The sequence below is a fragment of the Natrialba aegyptia DSM 13077 genome (assembly GCF_000337535.1).
GTDB lineage: Archaea > Halobacteriota > Halobacteria > Halobacteriales > Natrialbaceae > Natrialba > Natrialba aegyptia.
This window is the reverse complement of sequence record NZ_AOIP01000031.1, coordinates 460,960-484,154: the sequence shown is the minus strand read 5'-3', so window position 1 is coordinate 484,154 and position 23,195 is coordinate 460,960. Positions and strand designations below refer to the sequence as shown.

17 protein-coding genes are annotated in these 23,195 nt (G+C 61.1%); 13 read left to right on the top strand and 4 right to left on the bottom strand.

Annotated features, from left to right (window positions below):
• Positions 1-258: 258 nt before the first annotated feature.
• The 11 genes from C480_RS13520 to C480_RS13470 all read left to right on the top strand — a co-directional run bounded on the left by C480_RS13520 (position 259) and on the right by C480_RS13470 (position 13,253).
• Positions 259-699 carry a cupin domain-containing protein gene (locus tag C480_RS13520; protein WP_206537312.1) on the top strand — a complete coding sequence of 147 codons (441 nt, stop codon included), beginning with the start codon at positions 259-261 and terminating at the stop codon, positions 697-699.
• Between the two features lie 506 nt (positions 700-1,205).
• Positions 1,206-1,451: a hypothetical protein gene (locus C480_RS13515; protein ID WP_006666175.1), complete on the top strand. Its 246-nt coding sequence runs from the start codon at positions 1,206-1,208 to the stop codon at positions 1,449-1,451.
• A 68-nt stretch (positions 1,452-1,519) separates the two neighbouring features.
• The gene (locus C480_RS13510) at positions 1,520-3,139 is read left to right on the top strand and encodes an SLC13 family permease (RefSeq protein ID WP_049903663.1); all 1,620 of its coding nucleotides are present in this window, start codon (positions 1,520-1,522) and stop codon (positions 3,137-3,139) included.
• Positions 3,140-3,401: 262 nt separating this feature from the next.
• Entirely contained in the window at positions 3,402-4,625 is a 1,224-nt protein-coding gene (locus tag C480_RS13505) for an MFS transporter (RefSeq protein ID WP_049903713.1), read from the top strand.
• A gap of 47 nt (positions 4,626-4,672) precedes the next feature.
• Entirely contained in the window at positions 4,673-5,860 is a 1,188-nt protein-coding gene (locus tag C480_RS13500) for a sugar phosphate nucleotidyltransferase (protein ID WP_006666172.1), read from the top strand.
• Position 5,861: 1 nt separating this feature from the next.
• On the top strand, positions 5,862-7,670 hold the full coding sequence (gene glmS / locus C480_RS13495; RefSeq protein WP_006666171.1) for a glutamine--fructose-6-phosphate transaminase (isomerizing): 1,809 nt from the start codon (positions 5,862-5,864) through the stop codon (positions 7,668-7,670).
• 159 nt (positions 7,671-7,829) lie between these two features.
• Complete coding sequence (locus C480_RS13490) at positions 7,830-9,236, top strand: oligosaccharide flippase family protein (protein ID WP_006666170.1); 1,407 nt, start codon at positions 7,830-7,832, stop codon at positions 9,234-9,236.
• A 74-nt stretch (positions 9,237-9,310) separates the two neighbouring features.
• Positions 9,311-10,264 carry an alkaline phosphatase family protein gene (locus C480_RS13485; RefSeq protein ID WP_241433827.1) on the top strand — a complete coding sequence of 318 codons (954 nt, stop codon included), beginning with the start codon at positions 9,311-9,313 and terminating at the stop codon, positions 10,262-10,264.
• A 91-nt stretch (positions 10,265-10,355) separates the two neighbouring features.
• Complete coding sequence (locus C480_RS13480; protein WP_006666168.1) at positions 10,356-11,330, top strand: hypothetical protein; 975 nt, start codon at positions 10,356-10,358, stop codon at positions 11,328-11,330.
• A 101-nt stretch (positions 11,331-11,431) separates the two neighbouring features.
• Positions 11,432-12,334 (top strand): glycosyltransferase, encoded by a 903-nt coding sequence (locus C480_RS13475; RefSeq protein ID WP_006666167.1) that lies wholly within the window; start codon positions 11,432-11,434, stop codon positions 12,332-12,334.
• Position 12,335: 1 nt separating this feature from the next.
• Entirely contained in the window at positions 12,336-13,253 is a 918-nt protein-coding gene (locus C480_RS13470; protein WP_006666166.1) for a glycosyltransferase, read from the top strand.
• A gap of 31 nt (positions 13,254-13,284) precedes the next feature.
• On the opposite strand, the gene aglG is transcribed toward C480_RS13470, so the two are convergent.
• Complete coding sequence (gene aglG / locus C480_RS13465) at positions 13,285-14,229, bottom strand: glucosyl-dolichyl phosphate glucuronosyltransferase (RefSeq protein WP_006666165.1); 945 nt, start codon at positions 14,227-14,229, stop codon at positions 13,285-13,287.
• Positions 14,230-14,517: 288 nt separating this feature from the next.
• Here aglG and C480_RS13460 point away from each other — a divergent pair, with 288 nt between their 5' ends.
• Together C480_RS13460 and C480_RS24555 are read left to right on the top strand one after the other, a co-directional pair.
• Positions 14,518-17,457, top strand: coding sequence for an oligosaccharyl transferase, archaeosortase A system-associated (locus tag C480_RS13460; protein WP_006666164.1), 2,940 nt, complete (start codon positions 14,518-14,520; stop codon positions 17,455-17,457).
• A 351-nt stretch (positions 17,458-17,808) separates the two neighbouring features.
• Positions 17,809-17,943, top strand: a complete 135-nt coding sequence (locus C480_RS24555; RefSeq protein ID WP_275040279.1) for a DUF7503 family protein — start codon at positions 17,809-17,811, stop codon at positions 17,941-17,943.
• Positions 17,944-18,071: 128 nt separating this feature from the next.
• On the opposite strand, the gene C480_RS13455 is transcribed toward C480_RS24555, so the two are convergent.
• From C480_RS13455 to C480_RS13445, 3 genes are all read right to left on the bottom strand, one after another.
• Positions 18,072-20,441 carry a hypothetical protein gene (locus C480_RS13455; protein WP_006666162.1) on the bottom strand — a complete coding sequence of 790 codons (2,370 nt, stop codon included), beginning with the start codon at positions 20,439-20,441 and terminating at the stop codon, positions 18,072-18,074.
• Positions 20,442-20,586: 145 nt separating this feature from the next.
• Positions 20,587-21,789, bottom strand: a complete 1,203-nt coding sequence (locus C480_RS13450) for a Cdc6/Cdc18 family protein (protein WP_006666161.1) — start codon at positions 21,787-21,789, stop codon at positions 20,587-20,589.
• A complete protein-coding gene (locus C480_RS13445; protein WP_006666160.1) occupies positions 21,789-23,156 on the bottom strand; it encodes an anaerobic glycerol-3-phosphate dehydrogenase subunit C in 1,368 nt (455 codons plus the stop codon). Before C480_RS13445 ends, C480_RS13450 begins: the two co-directional genes overlap by 1 nt.
• Between the last annotated feature and the right edge of the window lie 39 nt (positions 23,157-23,195).

Here is a 23,195-nt window from a genome sequence, read left to right as displayed (position 1 = left end):
TGTGAAGATGAGGGTGTCATAGAACGGTTCGCATACTCATCCTATGACTCCCCGACAAACGGTAAGTCCAGGGGACTCAAGTAACACACCGAGCATCCATCTACTCAATCTCTGTCAAGAACGGCATGCAAAATAGAGAATGTGTATTCATCAGGACGAGCCATCAGCAGTGTACAAGGTGGAAACTCGCTGCCGTATGTCGCGTCAGTAGCTACCCGAGAGGTAGATTTTTCAGGCTGCCACTTGATTTGTTAACATATGGCACATATAGTCGATAATTCGCCAGTGATCAGAGATGGGAGCCTTGTCCCTGATGGGGGGTCGGCGAGTCCCGAGTTCGTCACGCCGGACGATCTCCAATCTGCTGCCGAGACGCCGGGTGTTGACAGAAGACTGGCCTTCGAGACCAGGAATAACGTGATGGTACAATCGCGCGTCGCCGGAAACACAGCAACCGACTGGCACCACCATGGAGACCGTCACGTCTACATCTATTTGGTCGAAGGGAGCGTGGTCCTTGAGTACGGTCCCGACGGTGACCAGCGACTTGAAGGAACCGCTCCTCTATTCGCGCAGATTCCGCCTGGAATCGTCCACCGTGATTTCAATCCCGCCGAGACAGAGCAGGTGAGTATCATCAACTTTGTCGGCTCGGGCCCGCTCGTAGTGAATGTCGATGGCCCGACGGCTCCCGAGTGACGGGGGTTCATCGAATACGTAGCCGACCGATCACTCGCATCAGCCGGCTCTGCTGAATTTGTGCGCTCTATTCAGCACGACTCAACGAACATCATCTATATCTGATTGTAACTCAAGCGGGCTATTCGCAAGTGTAGTGAACGGATAGTTCGCTCCAGATTGGGTGAAAAGAATTCCATGCAAATCGTTCTATGACGCTCTCTTGAAGATACCAAACTAGGAGCAGTTAGTCGTCCCAGCGACCGCGGTCGCCCGTTGGGACGGCCAGACCACAAATCGCTTCGACCTGTCTTCGAGAAACAGCGACGCATCGGAGCGTGATTGTCTGAGAGACCTCTCCGGCCAGCGCTTCGAACATCTCACGACCGGCTGGTGCCCAGACGGAAACCTCCTGTCACCGACTCCGGTTCTCATTTCGAATGTACCGGTCGGATTTAAGCGGAAGACAGCGGTTGATGGCGGCGTATTCCAACAGAACCTTTTGGGTTTCTTGTATCCCACCACGTATGAACGGTTCCGACGGCCTGAACCCGGATCAAATATCTCCGCTCGCCTGGCGATTGCTTCGAGTCGCGGCCGGATACGAACAACGGGCGGTCGAACGGGAGGTCGACGGTCTCATGCAAGCCCACATCTCGATGCTCGAGAGCGGAAATCGTTCGCTCTCCCAATCGCGCCGACGGACGCTGTTCGAACTCTACAGCGCGGACCTTACCGACGAGCAGGTCCGTGTTATTGTCACCCACTTTTAACATTCCCTCACAGAATGTGGCGGGATAACAAGAACTAAGAACAATAATGTTAATCATCGTGTGTATCAATGATACACAGCCACATGAGTCGATCTCAACGCCGGATCGCGCAGTTCCTCGTCGCGATTCTCGGAACGGTACTGATCGCCGCTGGGCCATCCCCGGCAGGATTGTCGGCGACGGGCCAGTACGCGATCGCAACCATGTTCTTTGCGGGCTTTCTCTGGGTCCCCGGCGCGCTTCCGCTCGCCGTTACCGCACTGACGATCCCGGTTCTGCTAACCGGAACCGGCGTCTACGACGATATGGACGTCGCACTCTCGGGATTCGCCGACCACCTGATTTTCCTGTTCCTGGCGGGCTTCATGCTCGCGAACGCGATTCAGAAATACAACATCGATCGGCGAATCGCGCTCTACGCGATGGCCACCATGGGCAGTTCGCCCCGCCGGCTCATCCTCGCCGTCATGCTCGTCACCGCCGGCCTGTCGATGTGGGTATCGAACACCGCAACGACCGCGATGATGACCCCGATCGCAGTCGGCGTCCTCGCGCAGGTCCTCGATCGCGATGAACTCGCGTCAGCTCAGCAGGCGGCCGCGGACGACACCGCGACCACAACGGCCTCGGACGGCGGGACGGCGGAGGCGGTCGACGAGTTCACGAACATTCAGATCGGGATGCTCCTGGGGACCGCCTACGCCGCGAGCATCGGCGGCGTCGGGACGATCATCGGGACGCCGCCGAACGCGATCCTCGTCGGGCAGCTAAACGCCGTCCTCGACTACGAAGTCGGATTCGCGGAGTGGCTCCTCATCGGGCTTCCGGTCGTCGTCGTTACGTTGCCGCTCGTGTGGGCTCTTCTCACGTACGTCCTCTATCCGCCCGAGATATCGGACGTGGCGGAGGCGCGAGTGGCCGCTCGGGAGCAACTCGACGCGGAAGGAGCGCTCAGTCCGCGCGGGAAGCGGGTTGCGGCGATCTTCGCCGCGACGGCCGGGCTGTGGGTGCTCGGCGGGCTCGGGGATTTCTTCGAGCCGTATCTTTCGGCCGCCTGGCTGACGACGCTCTTCGGCGGGGACGGAATGACCGTCTTCGGCGTCGAAGGCCACCAGGGGTTGTTGTACTACGTGATGGTCGGCGTCGCCGCGGTTCCAGCACTCGTGCTGGCGGACACGATGGAGTGGGACGAACTGGTCGATATCGACTGGGGAACGCTGCTGTTGTTCGGCGGCGGTATTTCGCTGGCCAACGGCCTTGCTGACACGGGCGCGACCGGGTGGATCGCGGAGACGTTCTTCGGCGCGCTCGTCGGGGCACCGATCGTCCTCGTTATCGGCGCGGTCATCCTGCTCGTCGTCTTCCTGACCGAGATGACGTCGAACGCCGCGACGACGAGCATCATCGTTCCCATCCTGATCAGTCTCGGAAGCGTCTTTTCGGCGACGCTCGGCCTCACGGACTTTTCGACGGCGCTGTTTCTCGCGGTGGCCGGCACGATCGCCGCCAGTTTCGCGTTCGCGCTGCCGGTTGCGACGCCGCCGAACGCCATCGTGTTCGGGAGCGGGTATCTCAAACAGCGCCACATGTTGCGGACGGGACTCATCTTGAACGCCATTATGACCGCGGTCCTGACGGCGATCATCTGGCTGTTGTTTACCTTCGTCTGGCCGCACGTGTTGTGGTGATAGATTCGATGGTCTCGAGCCTGGCCCTGGCCTTCATCTTGGTCTTGGTCCCTGACACGAACCCCGATCGATCGGCCGTCTTCCGGCGGATCACGCACGGTATCGGTCTCCGCCGTCGTCTTCGCGATCGAAGCCGGACGAAACGGCGCTGTGCCAGCACCGAGATCGATCACTCGCCGGTAGCCGAACGGCTCTGGTCGGCATGGGAGACACCACGATGGACGCACGGACCGGCGACGTATTCGCCGCGACGAGGCGAATGATGACCGTCCCGACTGAACTCGGGTCGGACTTCGCCCGCGAGTTGCGTCCGCGCGATTGGAAAGGCTATACCGCTCTCATCCTCGCGTGGCAGGTCGCCGCGAGCGTCTGTTTCTACGCTATTTACGCGGTTACGCCGTTTATTCGAACGCAGTTCGGCCTTTCGACGACCGCCGTCGGATTCGTGTTGACCGCACTGATGCTCGGATACACGGCGTGCGTCGTCCCCGTCGGGCGTCTTATCGACCGGTACGGAGAGGGTCGAGTGCTGGTCGTCGGCTTGATCGGCCTCGGGACGACGACCGTCCTCGTCATCGTCGCCCCCACTTATCCCGTTCTGCTCGCTGTCGTGGCCGTTCTCGGAGCGTTCTACGCGACGGCCATTCCCGGCACGAACAAAGCAGTCTTCAACACGATTCCGGAGGAGCGGCTCAACGTTTCGATGGGAGTCAAACAGATGGGGGTGACCGCCGGAAGCGGTCTCAGCTCGCTGTTGGTCCCCCTGAGTGCGAGTCGCGTCGGATGGGAGATTGCATTTCTGGGGGCAGGTGTCGTCGCGGCGGCGGTCACCGTCGGCTTCCGGGTTTGCTACGATACCGCCGGATCGAACACCGACGACTCGGACACGTCCCTTCGGACACACCTCGGGGACTCCGAGTACGTCGTGCTCGTCGCCGCGGGATTTTTCCTCGGCGCGGGGCTGTTCACCACGGTCGGCTACACGATCCTCTACGTGGCCGACGGGATCGGGGCGAGTTCAGTCTTCGCCGGCGTCACCCTCGCCGCCGCGCAGGCGACCGGTAGCGTCGGCCGCATCGGCTTCGGGTGGATCGCCGACAACGTCTTCGGCACGGTGACGACCGCAACGCTGTCTCTGCTCGCGATACAGGCGGGCCTCTCGGCGATCCTCTTCGCGGCGATCCCGCTCGCCGAAACGCCGCTCGCTGCCCTGCTACTGTTCGCCCTTCTCGGCGCGTTTATCCTCGGGTTTACCGGCATATACTACTCGTGTATCGGATCGATCGTTCCGAGAGACGGGATCGGAAGCGCCACGGCGGGCGGCCAACTCGCGCTCAATTCGGGCGCGCTCGTCGCCCCGCCGACGTTCGGGTATCTCGTCGACGCTCGCGGCTACGATACCGCGTGGACGTTGCTCGCGTGCACCACGTCCGTCGCACTCGTCCTCTGCGCGCTCCTCCTCGCACGCCGAATCGTTCACCGATGACGGTGAGCCATCAGCAGTTATTCAAGGATTCTCGCACGACGGAGTGCATGAGCAATGCCACGGTGCCGGCCGTCGTCCTCGCGGCCGGCGAGGGTCGCCGGCTCGATCCGCTGACGAACCGGCGACCGAAGCCCATGGTTCCGGTGGCGAACCGGCCGATACTGGCCTACGTCGTGTCGGCCCTCGCGGATGCGGGTATCGACCGAATCGTGCTGGTCGTCGGGTACCGCCAGGAACGGATCAGGAACTACTTCGGCGACGGCGACCGGTGGGATGTCGACATCGAATACGTCGCCCAGGAAACCCAACTCGGCACCGCCCACGCCGTACTCCAGGCCGATGCGGCGATCGACGGCCCGTTCCTCGTTCTCAACGGCGACCGGATCGTCGACCCCTCGCTCGTCGCACACGTTCGAGACGAACTCGAACGCGACGCCGACCGCCCGGTCCTCTCGGTAACGCAATCCGCGCATGCGAGCGACTACGGCGTCGTCTCGTTGGAGGGCGATCGGGTGGTCGAAATCACCGAAAAGCCCGCCGCACCGACCCGCTCCCAGCTCATTAATGCCGGCGTCTACGGCTTTTCGAACGCGATTTTCGACGCCGTTCGAGAGACGCCGACGGAGGAGGGTGAACTCGCGATCACGACGACCCTCGAGACGATCATCGCGAACCGGCCCGTGCGGGCGATCCGCGAACACGACACCTGGCTCGACGTGTCCTACCTCTGGGACCTCCTCGATGTCAACGCCGCCGTCCTCGGCGGCACCGAGTTCAGCGCCGCGGACTCGTCGACGAAAGCGGGCGGAAGCGACGGCGAGATCGCGCCGGATACGGTCATCGGAGACGACGTGACGCTGGGGCCGAACGCGACGATCGAGGGGAGCGCGGCGATCGGCGACAACGTGACGATCGAGGCGAACGCGGTCGTCTCGAACGCCGTCGTGTTCCCGGACGCGGTCATCGAGGCGGGATCGGTCGTTCGCGACGCGGTCGTCGCGGGGAACGCACGCGTCGGCGCGAACTCGACCATCGCCGGCGGGGACAGTACGATCGTCGTCGACGGCGAGGCGCACGAAAACGTCGAGTTCGGCGGCGTCATCGGCGATAATGCGACCCTCGGGGGCGGTGTCACCGTGGATCCGGGAACGGTGATCGGCGACGGCGCTACCGTCGACGCCGGCGCGCACGTCGGCGGTCGCATCGAACCCGACGCCGTCGTTAGGAGGGGATAACATGTGTGGAATCGTCGGATACGTCGGCGACGAGCCGGCGGGACCGATCGTCCACGGCGGGCTCGAAAACCTCGACTATCGCGGCTACGACTCCGCCGGCATGGCCCTTCTCGGGGACGACGGGTTGACCATCACCAAACGCGAGGGGGAGGTGAGCAACCTCGGCGTGCCGGCCGTCGCCGGTGCGACATGCGGCATCGGTCACACCCGCTGGTCGACTCACGGCCCGCCGACCGATACGAACGCCCATCCACACACCGGAATGAGCGACGATATCGCCGTCGTTCACAACGGAATCATCGAGAACTACGCGGAGCTGCGGGCGACGCTCGTTGCGGACGGCCACGAGTTCACGAGCGAGACCGACACCGAAGTCGTCCCTCACCTGCTGGAGCGGGAACTGGCCGACGGTCGTGATCTCCGCGCTGCACTCGAGTCCGCGGTCGCGAAACTGGAGGGAAGCTACGCGATTGCGGCCGTCTGTACCGGTTCGGATCGAATCGTCGCGACGCGCCACGAGAGCCCGCTGGTCGTCGGCCACGGCGACGGCGCGGCGTTTCTCGCCAGCGACGTGACGGCGTTCGTCGAGCACACTCGGGACGTGACCTATCTCGAGGACGGGGACACCGTGGTGCTCGCGGACGGCGACGCGACCGTGTACCGGGACGGCGAAGTCGTCGACCGACCGATCGATACCGTCGAGTGGGACGCCGCCGCCGCCGAAAAAGGCGGCTACGACCACTACATGCTAAAGGAGATTCACGAACAACCAACTGCTCTCCGACAGGCGCTCTCGGGGAGAATCGACCTCGAACGCGGCACGGCCGACCTCGATCTGACGTTCCCGGCCGGCTTCCTCGACTCGCTCGACGAAATTCAGTTCGTCGCCTGCGGCACGTCGTTCTACGCCGCCCACTACGCCGCCCACCTCACCGAATCGTTCGCCGACGTTCGGGCGACGGCTGAACTCGCGAGCGAGTACACCGTCGACGGCGGCGGCGACCCCCGGCGAACGCTCACAGTCGCCGTCACCCAGAGCGGCGAGACGGCCGACACCCTCGGTGCACTCCGCCGGGCGAACGGCACCGGAATCCGGACGCTCGCCGTCACGAATACGCTCGGGAGTACGGTCACGCGGGATGCCGACGACAGCCTCTTCATCCGGGCCGGCCCGGAGATCGGCGTCGCCGCGACGAAGACGTTCGCCTCGCAGGTAACGACGATGGCCCTGCTCTCGGTTTTCGTCGCCCAGGAGCGAAACGCGCTGTCTGCCGCCGACGCTCGGGACGTACTGACGGATCTCCGCGGGCTTCCGGGCGCAGTTCAGCAGGTCTTAGACGACGCAGGCGACGTTCGGGAAGCCGCCACGGCGTTCGTCGACGCCAGCGCGTACTTCTTTGTCAGCCGCGCACACGGCTATCCCGTCGCGCTGGAAGGGGCCCTGAAACTGAAAGAAATCGCGTACGATCACGCCGAGGGATTCGCCGCCGGCGAGTTGAAACACGGTCCGCTCGCACTCGTTACCGAAGACACGCCCATCCTCGCCGTCTTGACCGAGGGAACGCGCCCCGAGGAGACGCTGAACAACGTGGCCGAAGCCCAGACCCGCGGCGCGCCCGCGATCGGGATCGTCGACGGCTCCGTCGAGACGAACTCGCTCGATACGGCGTTTTCCGTTCCCTCCCTCGGACCGGTAACGCCGCTCGTCGCAAACGTCTACTTCCAGTTGTTCGCGTACGCTATCGCGAATCAGCAGGGGCGGTCGATCGATAAACCTCGGAATCTCGCAAAGAGCGTGACAGTGGAATAGCCGGGCTGCTATTGTGTTATATTCTGCCGTGAGACGTTCCGGGCTGATATCGGGCACCGGTCTGTCTCGATAGAACACGTGATATTAATAGCGCGATAGCGAAAACTCGCCAGCAGAGAGGAGGCCACGAGACTACCCATGAGATTCGGACAGACGTCGATGGTGAATTTCATCTCCCGGTTCGTCATGTCCGTTTCTGGGTACGTTGCGACGGTCGTCCTGACGCGCACGCTCGGCCAGGAGCAATACGGGACGTACGTCGTTGCGCTCTCAATACTGGCGTGGGTCGCCATGGCCGGAAAGCTCGGGCTTCCCAGGGCGATTCAAAAACGAGTCAGCGAAAACACGACGGGGAACTTCGTCCTCTCCGGTGCGATCGTCCAGTTCGGACTCTACGTGATCATCGTCGTCGCGCTCTTGCTCTGTCGGCCGTATCTGAACGAGTTCATCGGCATCGATGCGACGTGGTTCCTCGTCGCGATGCTCGGTTCGCAACTCGCGCTGTCGTTTGTGCAGAAGGTACTAGATGGGCAACATCTCGTTCACGTTTCCAGTCTGCTGTCCCCCGTCGAGTGGACCTGCCGGAGTCTCATTCAGGTGCTTCTGGTTCTCTCCGGATTCCGGATCGTCGGCGCGTTTGTCGGATACGTCATCGGGGCGCTCGTTGCGGCGGCGCTCGGGACCTACTTTATGACGATTCCGCGAACGAGGCCGACGCGGCGGGAGTTCGTTCGGCTCAAGTCCTACGCGCAGTTCTCCTGGCTCAGTTCGATCAAGAATCGAACGTTTATGTCGATGGATACGATCATCCTCGCCGTTTTCGTTTCGAACAGTCTGATCGCCGTCTACGAAGTCGCGTGGAATCTTGCATCGCTGTTCGCCATCTTCGGGGTCTCGATCTCGCAGACGCTCTTTCCCGAGATAAGTAAGATCTCCTCCGAAGAGGGTTCTCGGGGGGAGATCGCCGGCCTCTTGCGCGTCAGCCTCGCGTATTCGGGATTGTTCATTATCCCCGGTCTCGTCGGAAGCGCCCTGGTCGGAGACGTTATTCTGACGATCTACGGTCCCGGCTTTGAAACGGGCTATTACATCCTGCTCGTTCTCACGTTCGCTCGACTGCTGTACGGCTACATGCGGCAGTTCCTGAACACGATCGATGCGATCGATCGCCCCGACCTCACGTTCGCCGTTAACGCCGTCTTCGTCGTCACGAACCTCGTCCTCAACGTCGTCCTCACCTGGCAGTTCGGCTGGTACGGTGCGGCAGCGGCGACGACGCTCTCTTCCGGACTGGGGCTGGTACTCGGGTACTACTACGCCACCCAGGTCGTCGACGTAACTGTCCCCGTTGCAGAAATCAGTAAACAGTGTTTCGCCGCCGTCGTGATGGCTGCAGTCGTCCTCCTGGGCCGGTTGGTGATCGGAAACTCGCTCCCGATCGTCATCGGTCTGGTCGGCCTCGGCGCGACGGTTTACTTCCTCGTTCTGCTCGGCCTCTCCGAGGAGTTCCGGACCACCGTTCGGGACAACCTCCCGTTCGCGCTCCCGTCGCTCGTCTCGGAATAGATCGGTTGGTTCATCACTCGCGTCCACCGTACAGTCCCTCAATGCGAACGAACCTCCGAGCGTGGGCGCGAGAGATGGCAGCCCATTTCCGCGAAAGCCCGACCCGCGCCCCGCTGTATGTCCTCTATTCGTGGTATCTGCTGCTCTGGTTCGGTATTACGTCCCGGCGACAGGTTGGAACGAACGTCTACGATCGCGAGTGGGACGTCCTCGTCGTCCTCGACGCCTGTCGGACCGATACGCTCCGCGAAGTCGCGGACGAGTACGAGTTCATCACTGCCGTCGACGAACAGTGGTCGGTCGGGAGCCACTCCGCCGAGTGGCTTGCACAGACGTTCTCGACGGACTACCGGTCGGAGATCGAACGCACGCGGTATATCACGTCGAATCCGCACGCTCGGCGAGTACTCGAGCAACGCATGGAACCGCCGGTAAACAACACCACACCGGTCGATTTCACCCGGTGGGATATCGCCGATCCCGACTCGTTCGAAGCGCTCGAGATGGTCTGGGAGGACCACCTCGACGATACGTATCGGGTGACCCTTCCCGAGACGATGACCGATCACGCGATCCACGCCAGCCGAACGCACGATCCGGACCGACTCATCGTTCACTACATGCAGCCACACCTCCCGTACCTCGGCCCCGCGCTTGCGGAGGGGCGAGAGCCGACTGAACTCGAACGGCAGGGGTACGAAAAACTACAGTCCGGCGAGGCGGACCGCCCAGCGGTTTATACTGCGTACAAGGAGACGCTGCGGCTCGTCTTGGACGAAGTCGAGGAGTTGATCGCCAACATCGATGCCGATCGGGTCGCGATCACTGCAGATCACGGCGAAGAGTTCGGCGAAGTGAGCGCGTACGGACATCCGGAGGGGTTCCCGCACCCGATCGTAAGGAAGGTCCCGTGGATAGAAACCACCGCACAGGACCGTGGGACGCGAGAGCCGCAGGTGGAGTCGGATACCGAACGCGGCGAGCGCGTCGATATCGAGGAGCACTTGAAGGACCTGGGATACCGGTAGTCGGCGGATATCGCCCGTGCTGGCCCGCACTCGGTCCCACTCTCCCGAACCGGCATCGTTTTGGTCGTCTGTAAGAACCCCTCAACGAGAGATGGACAGCTCGTTTACGACGTGGTTGCGCGATCATCGAACACAGATCCTGTCCGACCCGCTGCGCGGAAGTATGCACGCGGCCTTTACGTTCTATCTGGGGCTCTGGTATACGATTACGTCGCGGTGGCAACTCGGAACGCACGTGTACGACGAAGACTGGGATATGCTGGTTATCCTCGACGCCTGTCGCGTCGACGTACTCGAGGCCGTCGCCGAGGACTACGAGTTCATCGACACCGTCGATTCCCGCTGGTCCATCGGAAGTCATTCTCACGAGTGGCTTACGAAGACGTTCACCGCGGACCGCGCGGCTGAAATCGCCGAGACCGCGTACATCAGCGGGAACGGACACACCCACGAAACCTTCGTCACCGCTGACTATCCGCCGGACGAAACCGTCCCGTTCTGCTGGCCGGACTGGGACACCGTCGATCGCGAGGCGTTTGGCCACCTCGACTTGCTCTGGGAGTCCGCCCACCAGGATGAACTCGGCGTCCCACCGCGTGCCGTTACCGATCGAACTGTTGAACTCGCTCGGCAGGACGACTACGATCGGGTGATCGCCCACTACATGCAACCGCATATCCCCTATATCGCCGATGCGCTCTCGGAGGAACGGATGCCGACCGATACCGAAGCAAACGGATGGAAGTCTCTCGAGTCGGACGAGGCCGACCACGACGAGGTCTGGGCGCAGTACGAGAAGAACCTCCGTCTCGTCCTCGACGAGGTCGAGGTGTTGCTCGAGAACGCCGATGCGGAGAGGGTTATTATCACGGCTGACCACGGCAATGCGTTCGGCGAGTATTCCGTGTACGGTCATCCGGAGGGATTCTTGCTCCCCTGTGTCAAGCAAGTGCCGTGGGTGTCGACGACGGCTACCGACGAAGAGACGTTCGTTCCGGACGGTGCGTATCGGAGTGAGGAGTCGACCGATATCGAGGATCACCTTCAGGATCTCGGATACCTCTAACTGCTCTCACCACCGAGTCACGAGTAACAGCACTGTCCGTACGGAACCGACGCTTCAGAATTACTATTGTCCTCTGGTAGTAACCTAGGGCTATCTCAGCCATGCCTGCGCCACGCGTCTCTACTGTCGTTCCCGTCTACAATGACCCCGGTGGGATCGAGACGACGCTCGATTCGCTTACCGAGCAGACGTACGAGAATTACGAGATTATCCCCGTAGACAATAATTCAACGGACAGGACACCAGACGTAATTCGCAGATGGGAATCAGCGTATCCGGACCGCGTGGTTCCCGCCGAGGAAACTGCCGTTCAGAGTTCCTATGCCGCCCGGAACACGGGAATTGAACGCGCATCCGGTGAGATTCTACTCTTCATCGATGCGGATATCTGGGTCGAAGAGACCTGGATCAGCGAGATGGTCTCCGCACTGGAGTCCCGCGACTGTGACTATCTCGGGTGTAACGTCGAAATCGTCCCCAATTCGGACTCGGCATCGCTCTGGGAACGATACGAACGGGCGCTCTCGTTTCCCGTCGAGACGTATCTCGAGCGAAAGCACTTTGCGCCAACCTGTGCACTCGCCGTTCGTCGCGCGGTTTTCGACGAAATCGGTCCCTTCGACGAGCAACTCGTTTCCGGCGGGGACAAAGAGTTCGGCCAGCGGGTCCACCGGGCTGGTTTCAAACAGGGGTACGCGGGTTCGATAACCGTCTCTCATCCGGCCCGCGACTCGTTTGCGGCGCTTCGGTCGAAGGCACGCCGGATCGGTCGTGGCCGAGCGCAACTGCGACACTATCATCCGGCGTTCAGCGACTACGTTCATCCCTTGCATCCGGTTCGATTCCTGCCGCCGAGCCCGCTGCGTCTCTACCGACGGTATTCGGGGACAGCCGTGTCCGCCCCCGAAATGCTTAGCTACTACATACTCGAGTACGGACTCAAGCTGATTCAAACGACGAGTTCACTCCGTGAAACCGTCGCGCTCACCCGGGGGCGTTCCTAGGATGGTTTCGATAATCGTCCCCGTCTACAACGATCCCGAGGGCGTTCGGGCGACGCTCGAATCGCTTCGCCCGCAGCTCGCGGCGACCGACGCGACGGCGGTCGTCGTCGACAACGGTTCGACGGATCGGACGCCGGCGGCGATCGACGCCTACGCCGACGGGGAGTCGATCCGTCACGGGACCGAGGCGGAGATCCAGTCCTCCTACGCCGCCCGGAATACCGGCGTTCGCGCTACCGACAGCGACATCCTCGCCTTCGTCGACGCGGATATGACGGTCCCCGAAGATTGGCTCGAGTCGGCGCTCGAGGAGTTCAAAGCTACCGGTGCGGACTACATGGGTTGTTCCGTCGACCTCACGCTGCCCGAGAACCCGACGCTCGCGGCTCGTTACGATCACCACACCGGTTTTCCCATCGAGCAGTATCTCCAACACCAGCAGTTCGTTCCGACGTGTTGCCTGTTCGTTCGGCGCGAGGTCTTCGAGGACGTGGGACTGTTCGACCACCGACTCGTGTCCGGCGGCGACAAGGAGTTCGGCAATCGCGTTCACGAGGCCGGTTACGAGATGCACGTCGCGGCGGACGTGACGATGTTCCATCCCACCCGGAACTCGCTTCGCGCGCTGATCTCGAAGGATCGTCGCGTCGGCCGCGGGCTGTGTCAACTACAGCGCTATTATCCGGAACGGTACGGCACGCCCGGCGTGCCGCCGCGCCCGTCGGGGATCAAATCGCCGGACTCGGACTTGCCCCTCCGAGACCGGCTCGCGTTTAGTGCATTTTCACAAACCCTCACTGGCGTCCGCGGACTCGGGTACTATCACGAATACCTGGCGTCACTCCGCGGCGGGGACGCACGAGATGAAGGCGGTGCCGGCGACAGTGCCGGGCCGCCTGAACTCGAACCACGCCCGTAAGCGTACAAAAGAATCCTCCGGTCGGCCGGATCTATGTGCCGTCTGCGCTCACGAGTTCATCCGCCGAGTGCAAGAGGCCGTAGAGGTAGCCGAAGCCGACCGCCGCCGTGAACACGAAAATCGTCGCGAGTTGCTTGCCCTTCGGGGCCGTCGGCTCGCGCCCCAATTCCCGGAGCCGCGAGGGGACGAACTCGAGCATAAGTTGTTTTAGATAGTCGTTTTTGTCCCCCGCGGCTTCGGGTAACAGCAGGTCCATGATTCGCTTGGAGTAACCCTGCCAGAACGATCGGAACACCAGCCAGCGAAAGTCTCCCCGGTAGTCGAACAGTTTGTGGTTGACGACGGCGTCGGTGTTGTAGATAACGCCCTTCCCGTACGCGTTGGCCATGCGGATGCAGACCGGCGCTTCGTGCGCCTGGATGTGCCGGTCACCCTTCCGGCCGGTGTTTTCGTCGTACCCGCCGACGTTCAGGAAGACGTCTCGCCGGTAGGAGATGTTCGAGCCGTAGGTGTTTCGCAGTTCCTCCATGTGCTCGCCCATGCCGCGCTCGTCACAGCCGACGAGCCAGTAGAACTCTTCGGGGAAGAACTCGGGTTTCTCGGTCACCCAGTCGGGTTTCGCGTGGCCGCCGACGGCGATGGCGTCGGTTTCCTCGTAGACGCGGGCGAGTTCTTCGATCCAGTCGGGTTCGGCGACGGCGTCGTCGTCGATGAACGCGACGACCTCGCCGGTCGCGAGTTCAGCGCCGCGGGTGCGACTGTAGGAGATACCCTGGTTGTCGTCGTTACAGTGGAGGACGATGTCGTCGTGGGCCCCGTATTCGTCGACGACGCGGTCGAAGACGGCGTCGTTTCCGTCGACGACGATGACGATTTCGAGGGGGTCGTACGTTTGTTCGAGAACGCTGTCGACGCACTCGGAGAAGACGTCGTAACGTTCCATCGCGTACGTGCAGATGACGACGGAAACCTTCATTGTCCACAGAATTGCCCTGAATAGCGAATAAGCCTTTTCCTTCTCTTGGTCTGGAGAGTCCGGACGTGGTCATCGTGGTTGAATCGCGGACGCTGCTGCGTTGCAGTTTCTCCTGTGGATTCAGACGGACTGCTGTACCGATTTCCCGACAACCGGGATCGTCCTGCGGTTGCGCCGGAACTGACGGACAGCAGTCCCTATCAAAGCCAACTGACGGGTGGTCGGATTGGTCAATCGGAGACAAGTATATAACAAGACTTATTCTTTGTTTGGGTCTGGTGGAACCTAATGAGTACCAACACTGAACACGTCGAGGACGAGACGGACTCATCCGTTCTCGAGACGTGGTCCGAATGGTATCACGTGCCCGTCCTCGGGGCCGTGATACTGTTCATGATCTGGGTACGCACCCAGGCCTACGGTGAATTCATCACCGAGGACGGGACGCCCGCCCTCGCTGGAGTTGACTCGTGGTATCACTGGCGAACGATCCAGTGGACGTCGGAGAACTTCCCGAATACGATGCCGTTCGATGTCTGGACTGGGTTTCCGACCGGTCGCTACGTCGGGCAGTTCGGGACGCTGTTCGATCAACTGATCGTCACCGTGGCGATGATCGTTGGCCTCGGCGACCCGTCGCCGGAGACGCTATACACGGTCTCTCTGCTCGCGGTTCCGGTGATGGCCGGGCTCATCGCGATTCCGGTGTTCTACATCGGCCGCCGGCTCGGTGGCACACTCGGCGGCATCACGTCGATTGTCCTCCTCGCGCTCATCCCGGGCCAGTTCCTCTCGCGGTCGACGGTCGGACAACTCGACCACCACATCGGGGAAGTCCTGTTCATGGCGATCGCAATCCTGGCGCTGATGGCAGCGTTGCGCTCGGCTGAACGCGAACAGCCGATCTACGAATTGCTCGTCGATGGTGACTGGGAAACGCTGCGTCAACCGACGATCTACAGCGTCCTTGCCGGGATCGCTCTTTCGCTGTATATCTGGGTCTGGCCGTCCGGTGTCGTCCTCGTCGGCATTCTCGCCATCTTCTTTACGATCCAGCTCTGTCTGGACTACGTTCGGAATATCTCGCCGGATCACGTCGCGTTCGTCGGCGCCGTGAGTCTCGGTCTCACCGCAATCATCACGGCGCTGTTGATAGAGCAGTTCAGTACGAGCGCGACGAGCTTTGGGCTCTTGCAGCCCCTGAGTGCAGCACTCGTCGCTGGGGGCTGTCTCTTCATGGCCTGGTTCGCTCGACAGTGGAACAGCACCGACATCGACCGCCGTTACTACCCGGCCGCGATTGGGGCTCTCATCGCCCTTACCTTCGCTGTGATGTGGCTGGCACTGCCAAACCTGTTCGACAATATCGTCTCCAACGCGGCCCGTCGTGCGATTCCGTTCGGTGGAACGGCGACCGACCTGACGATTCAAGAGGCCCAACCGCCGGATAACTTCACCCAATTCGTCGGAGACGAGTTCGGCGCGGCGTTCTACACGATGCTCGTCGGTCTCGGCTTGCTGATCGCGCGGCCGTTCCTCGGCCGCAAGTTCCGCGCGGAGTATACGCTGATCGTCGTCTGGTCGCTGTTCCTGATCAGTATGGCGGCGACCCAGATTCGCTTCTCGTACTACCTCACGCTCGCTGTCGTCGTTGTGAACGCTGTCTTCGTGGCCGACATCGCCCGTCTATTCAATTTCGATGTTCGGGGCAGCATCGACTCGCTGCGTCAGGTCGAGACCTACCAGGTCATCGTCCTCGTCATGATCGTCCTGTTGCTGTTTGCGCCGTTGCTTCCGCCGATGGCACAAGGGTCGACCGCGTGGCAACAGGCCGAGGGAGTACAGCCACACGGCGATGCCCAGACCTGGGAGAGTTCGAACGAGTGGCTCGCCGAAAACACGCCGGCCCCCGGCAACTGGGGCGGCGCGGACAACGCCAGTGAACTCGATTACTACGGCAGCTACTCGCCCGGAGACGGTGATTACGACTATCCCGTCGGATCGTATGGCGTCCTGTCCTGGTGGGACTACGGCCACCTGATCACCACACAGGCCGAACGGATCCCCCACTCGAACCCGTTCCAGCAAAACGCCGAGTCCTCGGCCGCGTTCCTGACCGCAGAATCCGAAACGCGCGGCGAGCTGGTTCTGGACGCGATTGCAGCCGGTGCATCCGTCAGTAACCAGTCCAACGAGGAACTCGAACAGATCGTCGCCGACGCAGACGAGACCAACGAGGAAATCCGGTACATCATGATCGACGACGGGATGGCCGCTGGAAAGTTCTCCGCGATTTCCGCCTGGTCCGGGCCCGACTACTCCCACTACATCACGCCGGATGATCTCGGTGCGAACGAACAAATCGATCGAGATGAGGTTTCCGAACGGTTCGGAGATCTGCCCTACGACGATACGATGACCTCGTCGCTGTACTTCAACAACGCCGTCGGAATGGACCACTACCGGCTCGTTCACGAAGACGCGGACGACCAATCCGCGTTCATCAGTTACGCGATCATCAACACGAACACCGATCAGGTGCTCATGAGCGACGACGGAACGCCACAGGTCCGGATCAACCAGCAGTTGAACAGTCGGCAGACGCAGGTCGAACTCAGCGTTATCCAACAGAGGCCGAACCTGGAGTACGAACTCATCGGGCAGCGCCAGACGGCATCCGTTAAAACCTACGAGCGTGTCGAAGGCGCAACGCTCACCGGTACCGTCGGCGCAGACGCCGTCGAAGCGGGCGATGTCGTGACCGCGACGCTCGAACTCGAGACTAACACCGGCACCACGTTCAACTACACCCAACGCGGGACCGTCGACGAGAGCGGCTCGTTCGAACTGACCGTCCCGTACGCGACGAACGATGAACTCGGTGTTGACGACGGGTACACGAACAGCGATGTCGAGGCACTTGACGAGAATTACACGCTCTCGCTCGTAACGTCCGACGGCAACGAGACGAGCGCGTACGAAGCGACCACGGCCGTTCCGGAGACGGCGGTCATCGACGGCGACACGATCACGACCGAGTTCGAAGAAGTCGAGTTCGACGACGGTGCTGACGGAAACGAGACGGACGCGGGTAACGAAAGCGACGCCGGGACCGGAAACGAGACCGGTGAGGAAGGCGATTCCACCGATGACGAAAGTACCGGCGACGGTTCATCGGACAACGATACCGAGACGACTGCCGCAGTGAGCGCTAAAACGGCGCCATAGTAGTATAGACCAGCCGATTTTCGGATGGCGTAGCGGCTGCCTGCTGAACTCGTTTTACTGTCAGTGATGTTGTAGTGTGACCGAGAAATCGTTACGCCCGCGTAATCGGCTGATAGCTCCAATTTCCGATCGCTACCATACGGAGTGAAATACGCACGGAGGAGAACAGAAATGCTGGAGATGATTAAATAACTGTCATAGTAGCCTCGAAGAGGCAGTAGTATCTCATTAGCGTACCGCCTCTGATGGGTACTGTCTGACTCTATCTTCGTCATGTAATATTTTCTTGTAATCATGAGTATGTAATCATAAGATAATTTTATTACCATTGGTTACATCTATTGGAATGCAATGTCGAACACAGACGGAATGAAAGACTACCTGGCACAGCACCCGCGAATGATCGGCGCGATGTTCACGCTGTTGCTGTTGCTTAGTCAGGCGGGAACGGTAGCTGCGGGGACTTGCTCGCAGGTTGGCCCCTAACCGGTCAAACGGGACATACTCGGGACGAGTTCACTTTTTAACGGGAAGTATTCTCGGCAAGTGCGGGATAAGGGCCAGAACTACACCAATATAGAAGAGTAGATACCGCTGTATTGGCTCGTATATCGTCACGGGAAATGGAATGCGCCAACACCGTCGTTCCAGAACAGTTCCTTTTCGTGGACCACAGGGAGCTCATTCCAAGAGAGGTATTCCTGGAGCGAGCCCTCATCGACGGATAAGAACGGTGTATACCCCGGGCTTAGGTGCCAGTCTGCAACTGTCGGGAGACTAGATTCCGTTGCAGTTCCTAATCTATACTCCTTCGTTGAGTACGACTGTAGAGCGAAGTCAACCGTCCCATCTTCACGATTAGTGAGTTGAACGACGGCCGGAGCACCACCCTCGGACTGGGCGATATCGGCTGAGCCATCACCGACGATGAGATACTGGTCACCTAACCCCGTATTCTGCCGAGCGATTTCGAGTGCGCCACGGAGCGGGAAGCCGCGGTTGAGCAGGCGCGCCATCGTTTCTCCCGCAGTGACCGCGTCGTCGTTTGCAACGTCGCTGTACGTGCTCACACCGCCGAACGCACCACGGCGAGTTAGCGCCAGCGCCTGGTGATAGGACTGGCAGGCGTTCAAGAAGAACACACCCACGTCGACCGACTCGAGCGTTCGAACGTCGAGGTCGCCGTCGGGACACCGCAGTCCGTCCTCGGTCGCATGCCCGATATAATGGACGAAGTCGTACCCACCGTCGGTCAAGAGGTCGGCGAGTTTCTCCGTGTCGACGCCGAACTCGGAGTGGATCTCGAACGGGAGTTCCTCGCGAGTGCCGTAGGTCGCATCGAGTAAATCGTGTTCGTCGAGCATGCGAGCGTCGTTGCAGACGAGCAAGATTTCGATGGAGTCGTTTCGAGCATCGCGATCCAGTTGGTTCCGATACGCTTCAATGGTCGCCTTAGAGGCATTTTGGGGAACGTTGTTGCCGAACCAGGCGTGCTCGATCGATTCGTCGGTGACAGTCGGCACGACGAACTCTGAGGCATCCCGTACCGATGATGTTGGTGACGATGGTGATGACGGCCGTCGCGCATCCGGTTTGCTCGCCGACCGGATGAGACGGGTGTCCGCCGACGGCTGGGACGGGACTGTTTCGGGAGTTCGGCCACGAGATGGGCGAACGATTCCGAGTTCGTTAACGATAAATGGAAGCAGCTCGACGCTTTCCGGTTCTGGCGGGATGTGAGCGGTCAGCGGCCACCGTGGACTGTACTCCTCGATAAGCTCGGTTGGTGGCTCGAGATACAATTCGAGCCGCTCAGGGAGCGGTTTCTCATAGGCCGATACGAGATCAAACGGAAGATCGCCTTCCAAAAATGATCGTTCAAGGAGATCGTACTGAAAGATACCTTCGGTTCTGGTAAGACAGTCGAGGAAGAAGAATCGCTTGAGAAGAGCAGCGATTTCGTCGCCGAATTCCTCGCCCGTCGGGAGCGAATACTCGAACTGTGGCGTGTGGAGCGTCGGTGGCGAATTCGTATGGGTTGTCGGCAGGACCGTTGCACCAAGGAAGAACGCGAGTGGTGCGGCCTGAAAGAGGGAGAGATACGTTGGTGGTGTTGTAATCGTGATAGCCGTTTCGGGCGTAGTGAGGTTTGTGAGTGTCCCGGACGGCTCGGTAGTACCACTGCCCTTCCGCGTTCTACTCTCGTTTTCGTTCACACACCCATCCATCGATCCAAGGGCCGTCTCACTCGCGCTGAGCGTTTCCCAATACGATCCACTTAGGTCGTCGCGAATCGTCGATTTCGGGATGGAGTCCGGAATTTCAAGAGTATCACCGAGTTCGATGAGCGGCGGATGTCCGCGGAGCGTCGGCCACGTTCGTTCTGGTGAGGTGGTTTTGAGCGCCGACGAGAGCACGGAAATCGACGTTGCCATCGAGTCGATATCGGGCGGCGTCGTGATCGTGCCGGCAGGTCTGTCGTGTAACGATCTGGCTCCGAGTTCGATTTCGGTTGTGCGTTCGAGATTGACGCGGACGGCAGTTAGACCAACGTCGATTGTGCCAGGGGACTCGATGCGGCAGTAGAGTTTGATCGGGCCGCTGAGGCCGATGTATTGCGTTCGGTCGTCGAGTTGCCCTCGCTCTCCGGCGGCGAAATTCTCCTCGGTCCTTCCAGCCCCATCGTGAATGGTTACTGAATGGGGTTGGTCGAACCGGAGTTCGTCGGTTTCGATCGTACAGGTCTTGTTGACCGGGAAATAGAAATTCTGAGGATCATCTGTGGATGCTGGTTCGTAACGAGCAGAAGCCGAATTCGCATCAATATTCGATGGCGAGACAGGGGCTGTGGCTGCGATCGTATGGGAAACCGGCGATTCGATCGATACTGGCTCTGGTGTTTCGATCTGGAGGTGGCGCTGTTCGATCGAATCGTGAATTTCCAGCCCCGGTGGGGTAGTTACTTCCGTGAACTCGATCGTCATATCTACCTCGAGTATAAATCACATTCATGGCCATCGCCAAAAAAGGGCACTGTCGGATATCTGGTATCTGCCATCAGTTGTCTCTCTCGGAACGGGGAACTCGATTCGAATACCTCGCTACGAGTCGCTGGCTCTCTTTTCCGTTCTACGAGTTCTCTCCACTCATCCCGTCCGTATCTAAGTCGCTGTCGGTCGAAGCCGAACTGAGCGTTCGAAACACGAGCGTTGGAAATCGCGGTTCGACTGAACTCGGGCGGCGACCGCTGCCGGTCGTTGGGAGGGGGACGCGTTCGATGACACCGCGGTCGGCGAGTTCGTAGAGGAAACGTTTGACGGTGCCGTCGGTGAGCGTCGATCGATCGGCGATATCACCCGCGATTTCGCGGATGGGGCGGCCGTCGCGGTCGACATCAACAAGGTGGGCGAGGACCTGTTGGCGGGTTTCGGAGAGTGCGAGGGTACGGTCGACGTGGACGCCGTGGGAGGGGACGGCTGTCTGTGCCTGCTCGAGATGACCGGATTCGATGTGGTCTGCGTCCGTGCTACTGGCAAGGACTGCAGCACTGAATAGGGCGGCGAGTGCGTCGTGGGCGTTGCCGTCGGCCCAAACGGCGAGTTCACGAACGGATTCGTGATCGAGGACGCCCGGGGCGAGGCCGGTTGAGGCGCGGTCGGTGATGACGTCGACGAGTTCGTGGTGGCGATAGGCGGGGATGGTGATGGTGGAACCGGCGTCGGCGTCCCAGCCGTCGGGTTCGGTCTGGCCGACGGCGATGGTCGAGACGCTATCGTTGACGGGGGCGAGCAGTTCGCGGACGCGGTCGTAGCACAGGGTTTCGGGTTCGTCGTGGTGGTCGATGGCGACGACGGCGCGCCGGTCGTGGCGTGTGAGTTGGGAGGTCAGACGCTCCCCGAGGTCGTCGGTTCCGATACCGCTCTCGGGGACGGGTTCGGCGGAGATGACCGAGAGGACGGCCTGGTAGAACGCGAAGGCGCTTTCGACGCGGCGGCCGTCGACGTAGACGAACCAGGTGACGGGACCGGTACTCCCGGCGCGCGTGGTGGTGGCGATCGAGCGGCTCGATTCGCCGAGGCGGTCGTTGAGCGCATCGAAGAGCGCGGTGATGATCGCCGACGTGCCGGCGCCGGCCGGCCCGACGACTGCGACCGGCGAGGGGAGTTCGCCGTCGAAAGCCGGTTCGAGGGTGTCGAGTAACTGCTCGAGAACGGGGCCCCGACCGACCGGCTCTTGCCGATGAACGACGGGGCTCAGGTGGTCGCGATCGACGATGATCGAACGATCCTGGCGTGCTGATCGTCGGCGAGCGATGCGCTCTTGTAAGTTCATCAGTTCGGCTCCGTTGCTGGTGCTGACTGCGCGGAGCTCCCGACGAGCGCCGCCTCAAGTACTTCGAGCGTGTGTCTGATCTCGTAGCCGGTCCCGTGTTCCATCTGCATCGAGCAGGTCGGACACTCCGTCAGCCCGGTTTCGGCCTCGGCGGCCGCCATGTGCTCGAACATGTCTTCGCCGATCTTCATCGACGTCTCGTAGTTCTCTTCCTTCCAGCCGTAGGTCCCGGAGATTCCGGAACAGGAGTCCCCAACATCGTGCGCTTCGATACCATCAATCGCGTCCATCACTTCGATCGTCTGTCCATCGAGCCCCTGGTTACGTGAATGACACGGTGCGTGATACGCGAAGTCGTCGAACTCGTCGCCGACCGAGGTGCCTTCGAGTTCGGCTTCTAGATCCTCGTGGACGCGCAGGTACTCGACGGCGTCCCAGGTGTGTTCGGCGACGGTGTCGGTGTCCTCGAAGTCGAACAGTTCGGGGTACTCCTGGCGGATGGACATCGAGCAGGAGCTACACGAGGCGATGATGTCAGCGCCGTCCTCGATGGCCGCCGCGAGTTCGCGGACGTTGGTTTCGGCGGCGCGGCGGGCGTCGTCGAGCATGCCGTTTGCGAACATCGGGGTGCCCGAACAGGACTGGTCGGGGACCATGATCTCGTAGCCGAAGTGTTCGTAGACGCGCACGAGCGCCTTCGCGACTTCCGGCGTGTTGTAGTTCGAGTAGCAGCCGTGGAAGTACGCGATGCGCTTGTCCTCGCTTTCTACGTGCGCGCCACCTCGCTTTGTCCACCACTCTCGGAACGTCTCCGTCGCGAACTCGGGGAAGTCGCGTTCGCTCGTGACGCCGAGTGTCTTCTCGCCGAGCCACTTCGTGACCGAGAGCCCCATCACGAAGTTCGCCGTGCGGGGGAACATCGACGCCAGCGGGGCGAGTCGCCTGTAGTTCGCGAGCATTCGGTTGCGGATGTACTCGCGGGAGAACTTGCTCATGTTCTCCTCGACGTACTCGCCCCGAGCGGTGTTGTGCATCTGCGACAGCGGCACGTCCGAGGGGCAGGAACTGTCACAGCGCATGCAGTTCGAGCACTTCATCACCGACTCGTCGATGTCGTGGTCGTCCTGGCGCTTGAGCCGCCACTGCTCCGGCCCCTGGAACTTCGGCCCGGGGAACTCGTCGTCGACCTCGGCGACGGGACAGTTCGTGTCGCAGGTCGAGCACTTGTAACAGTTGTCCGCGCCCGGCCGGAGGTCCATCTCCTCGGATTCGGGAAAGACCTGGACCGGCTCGAACTCGTCGTCCGCATCGTCGCTCGATTGGTCGCTCGGTACCCCGTCGTCGATCGGTTGCTCTGCTTCACTCATATCGGTAGCTCACTGAATTAGAATCGCCGCGGTCTCCCG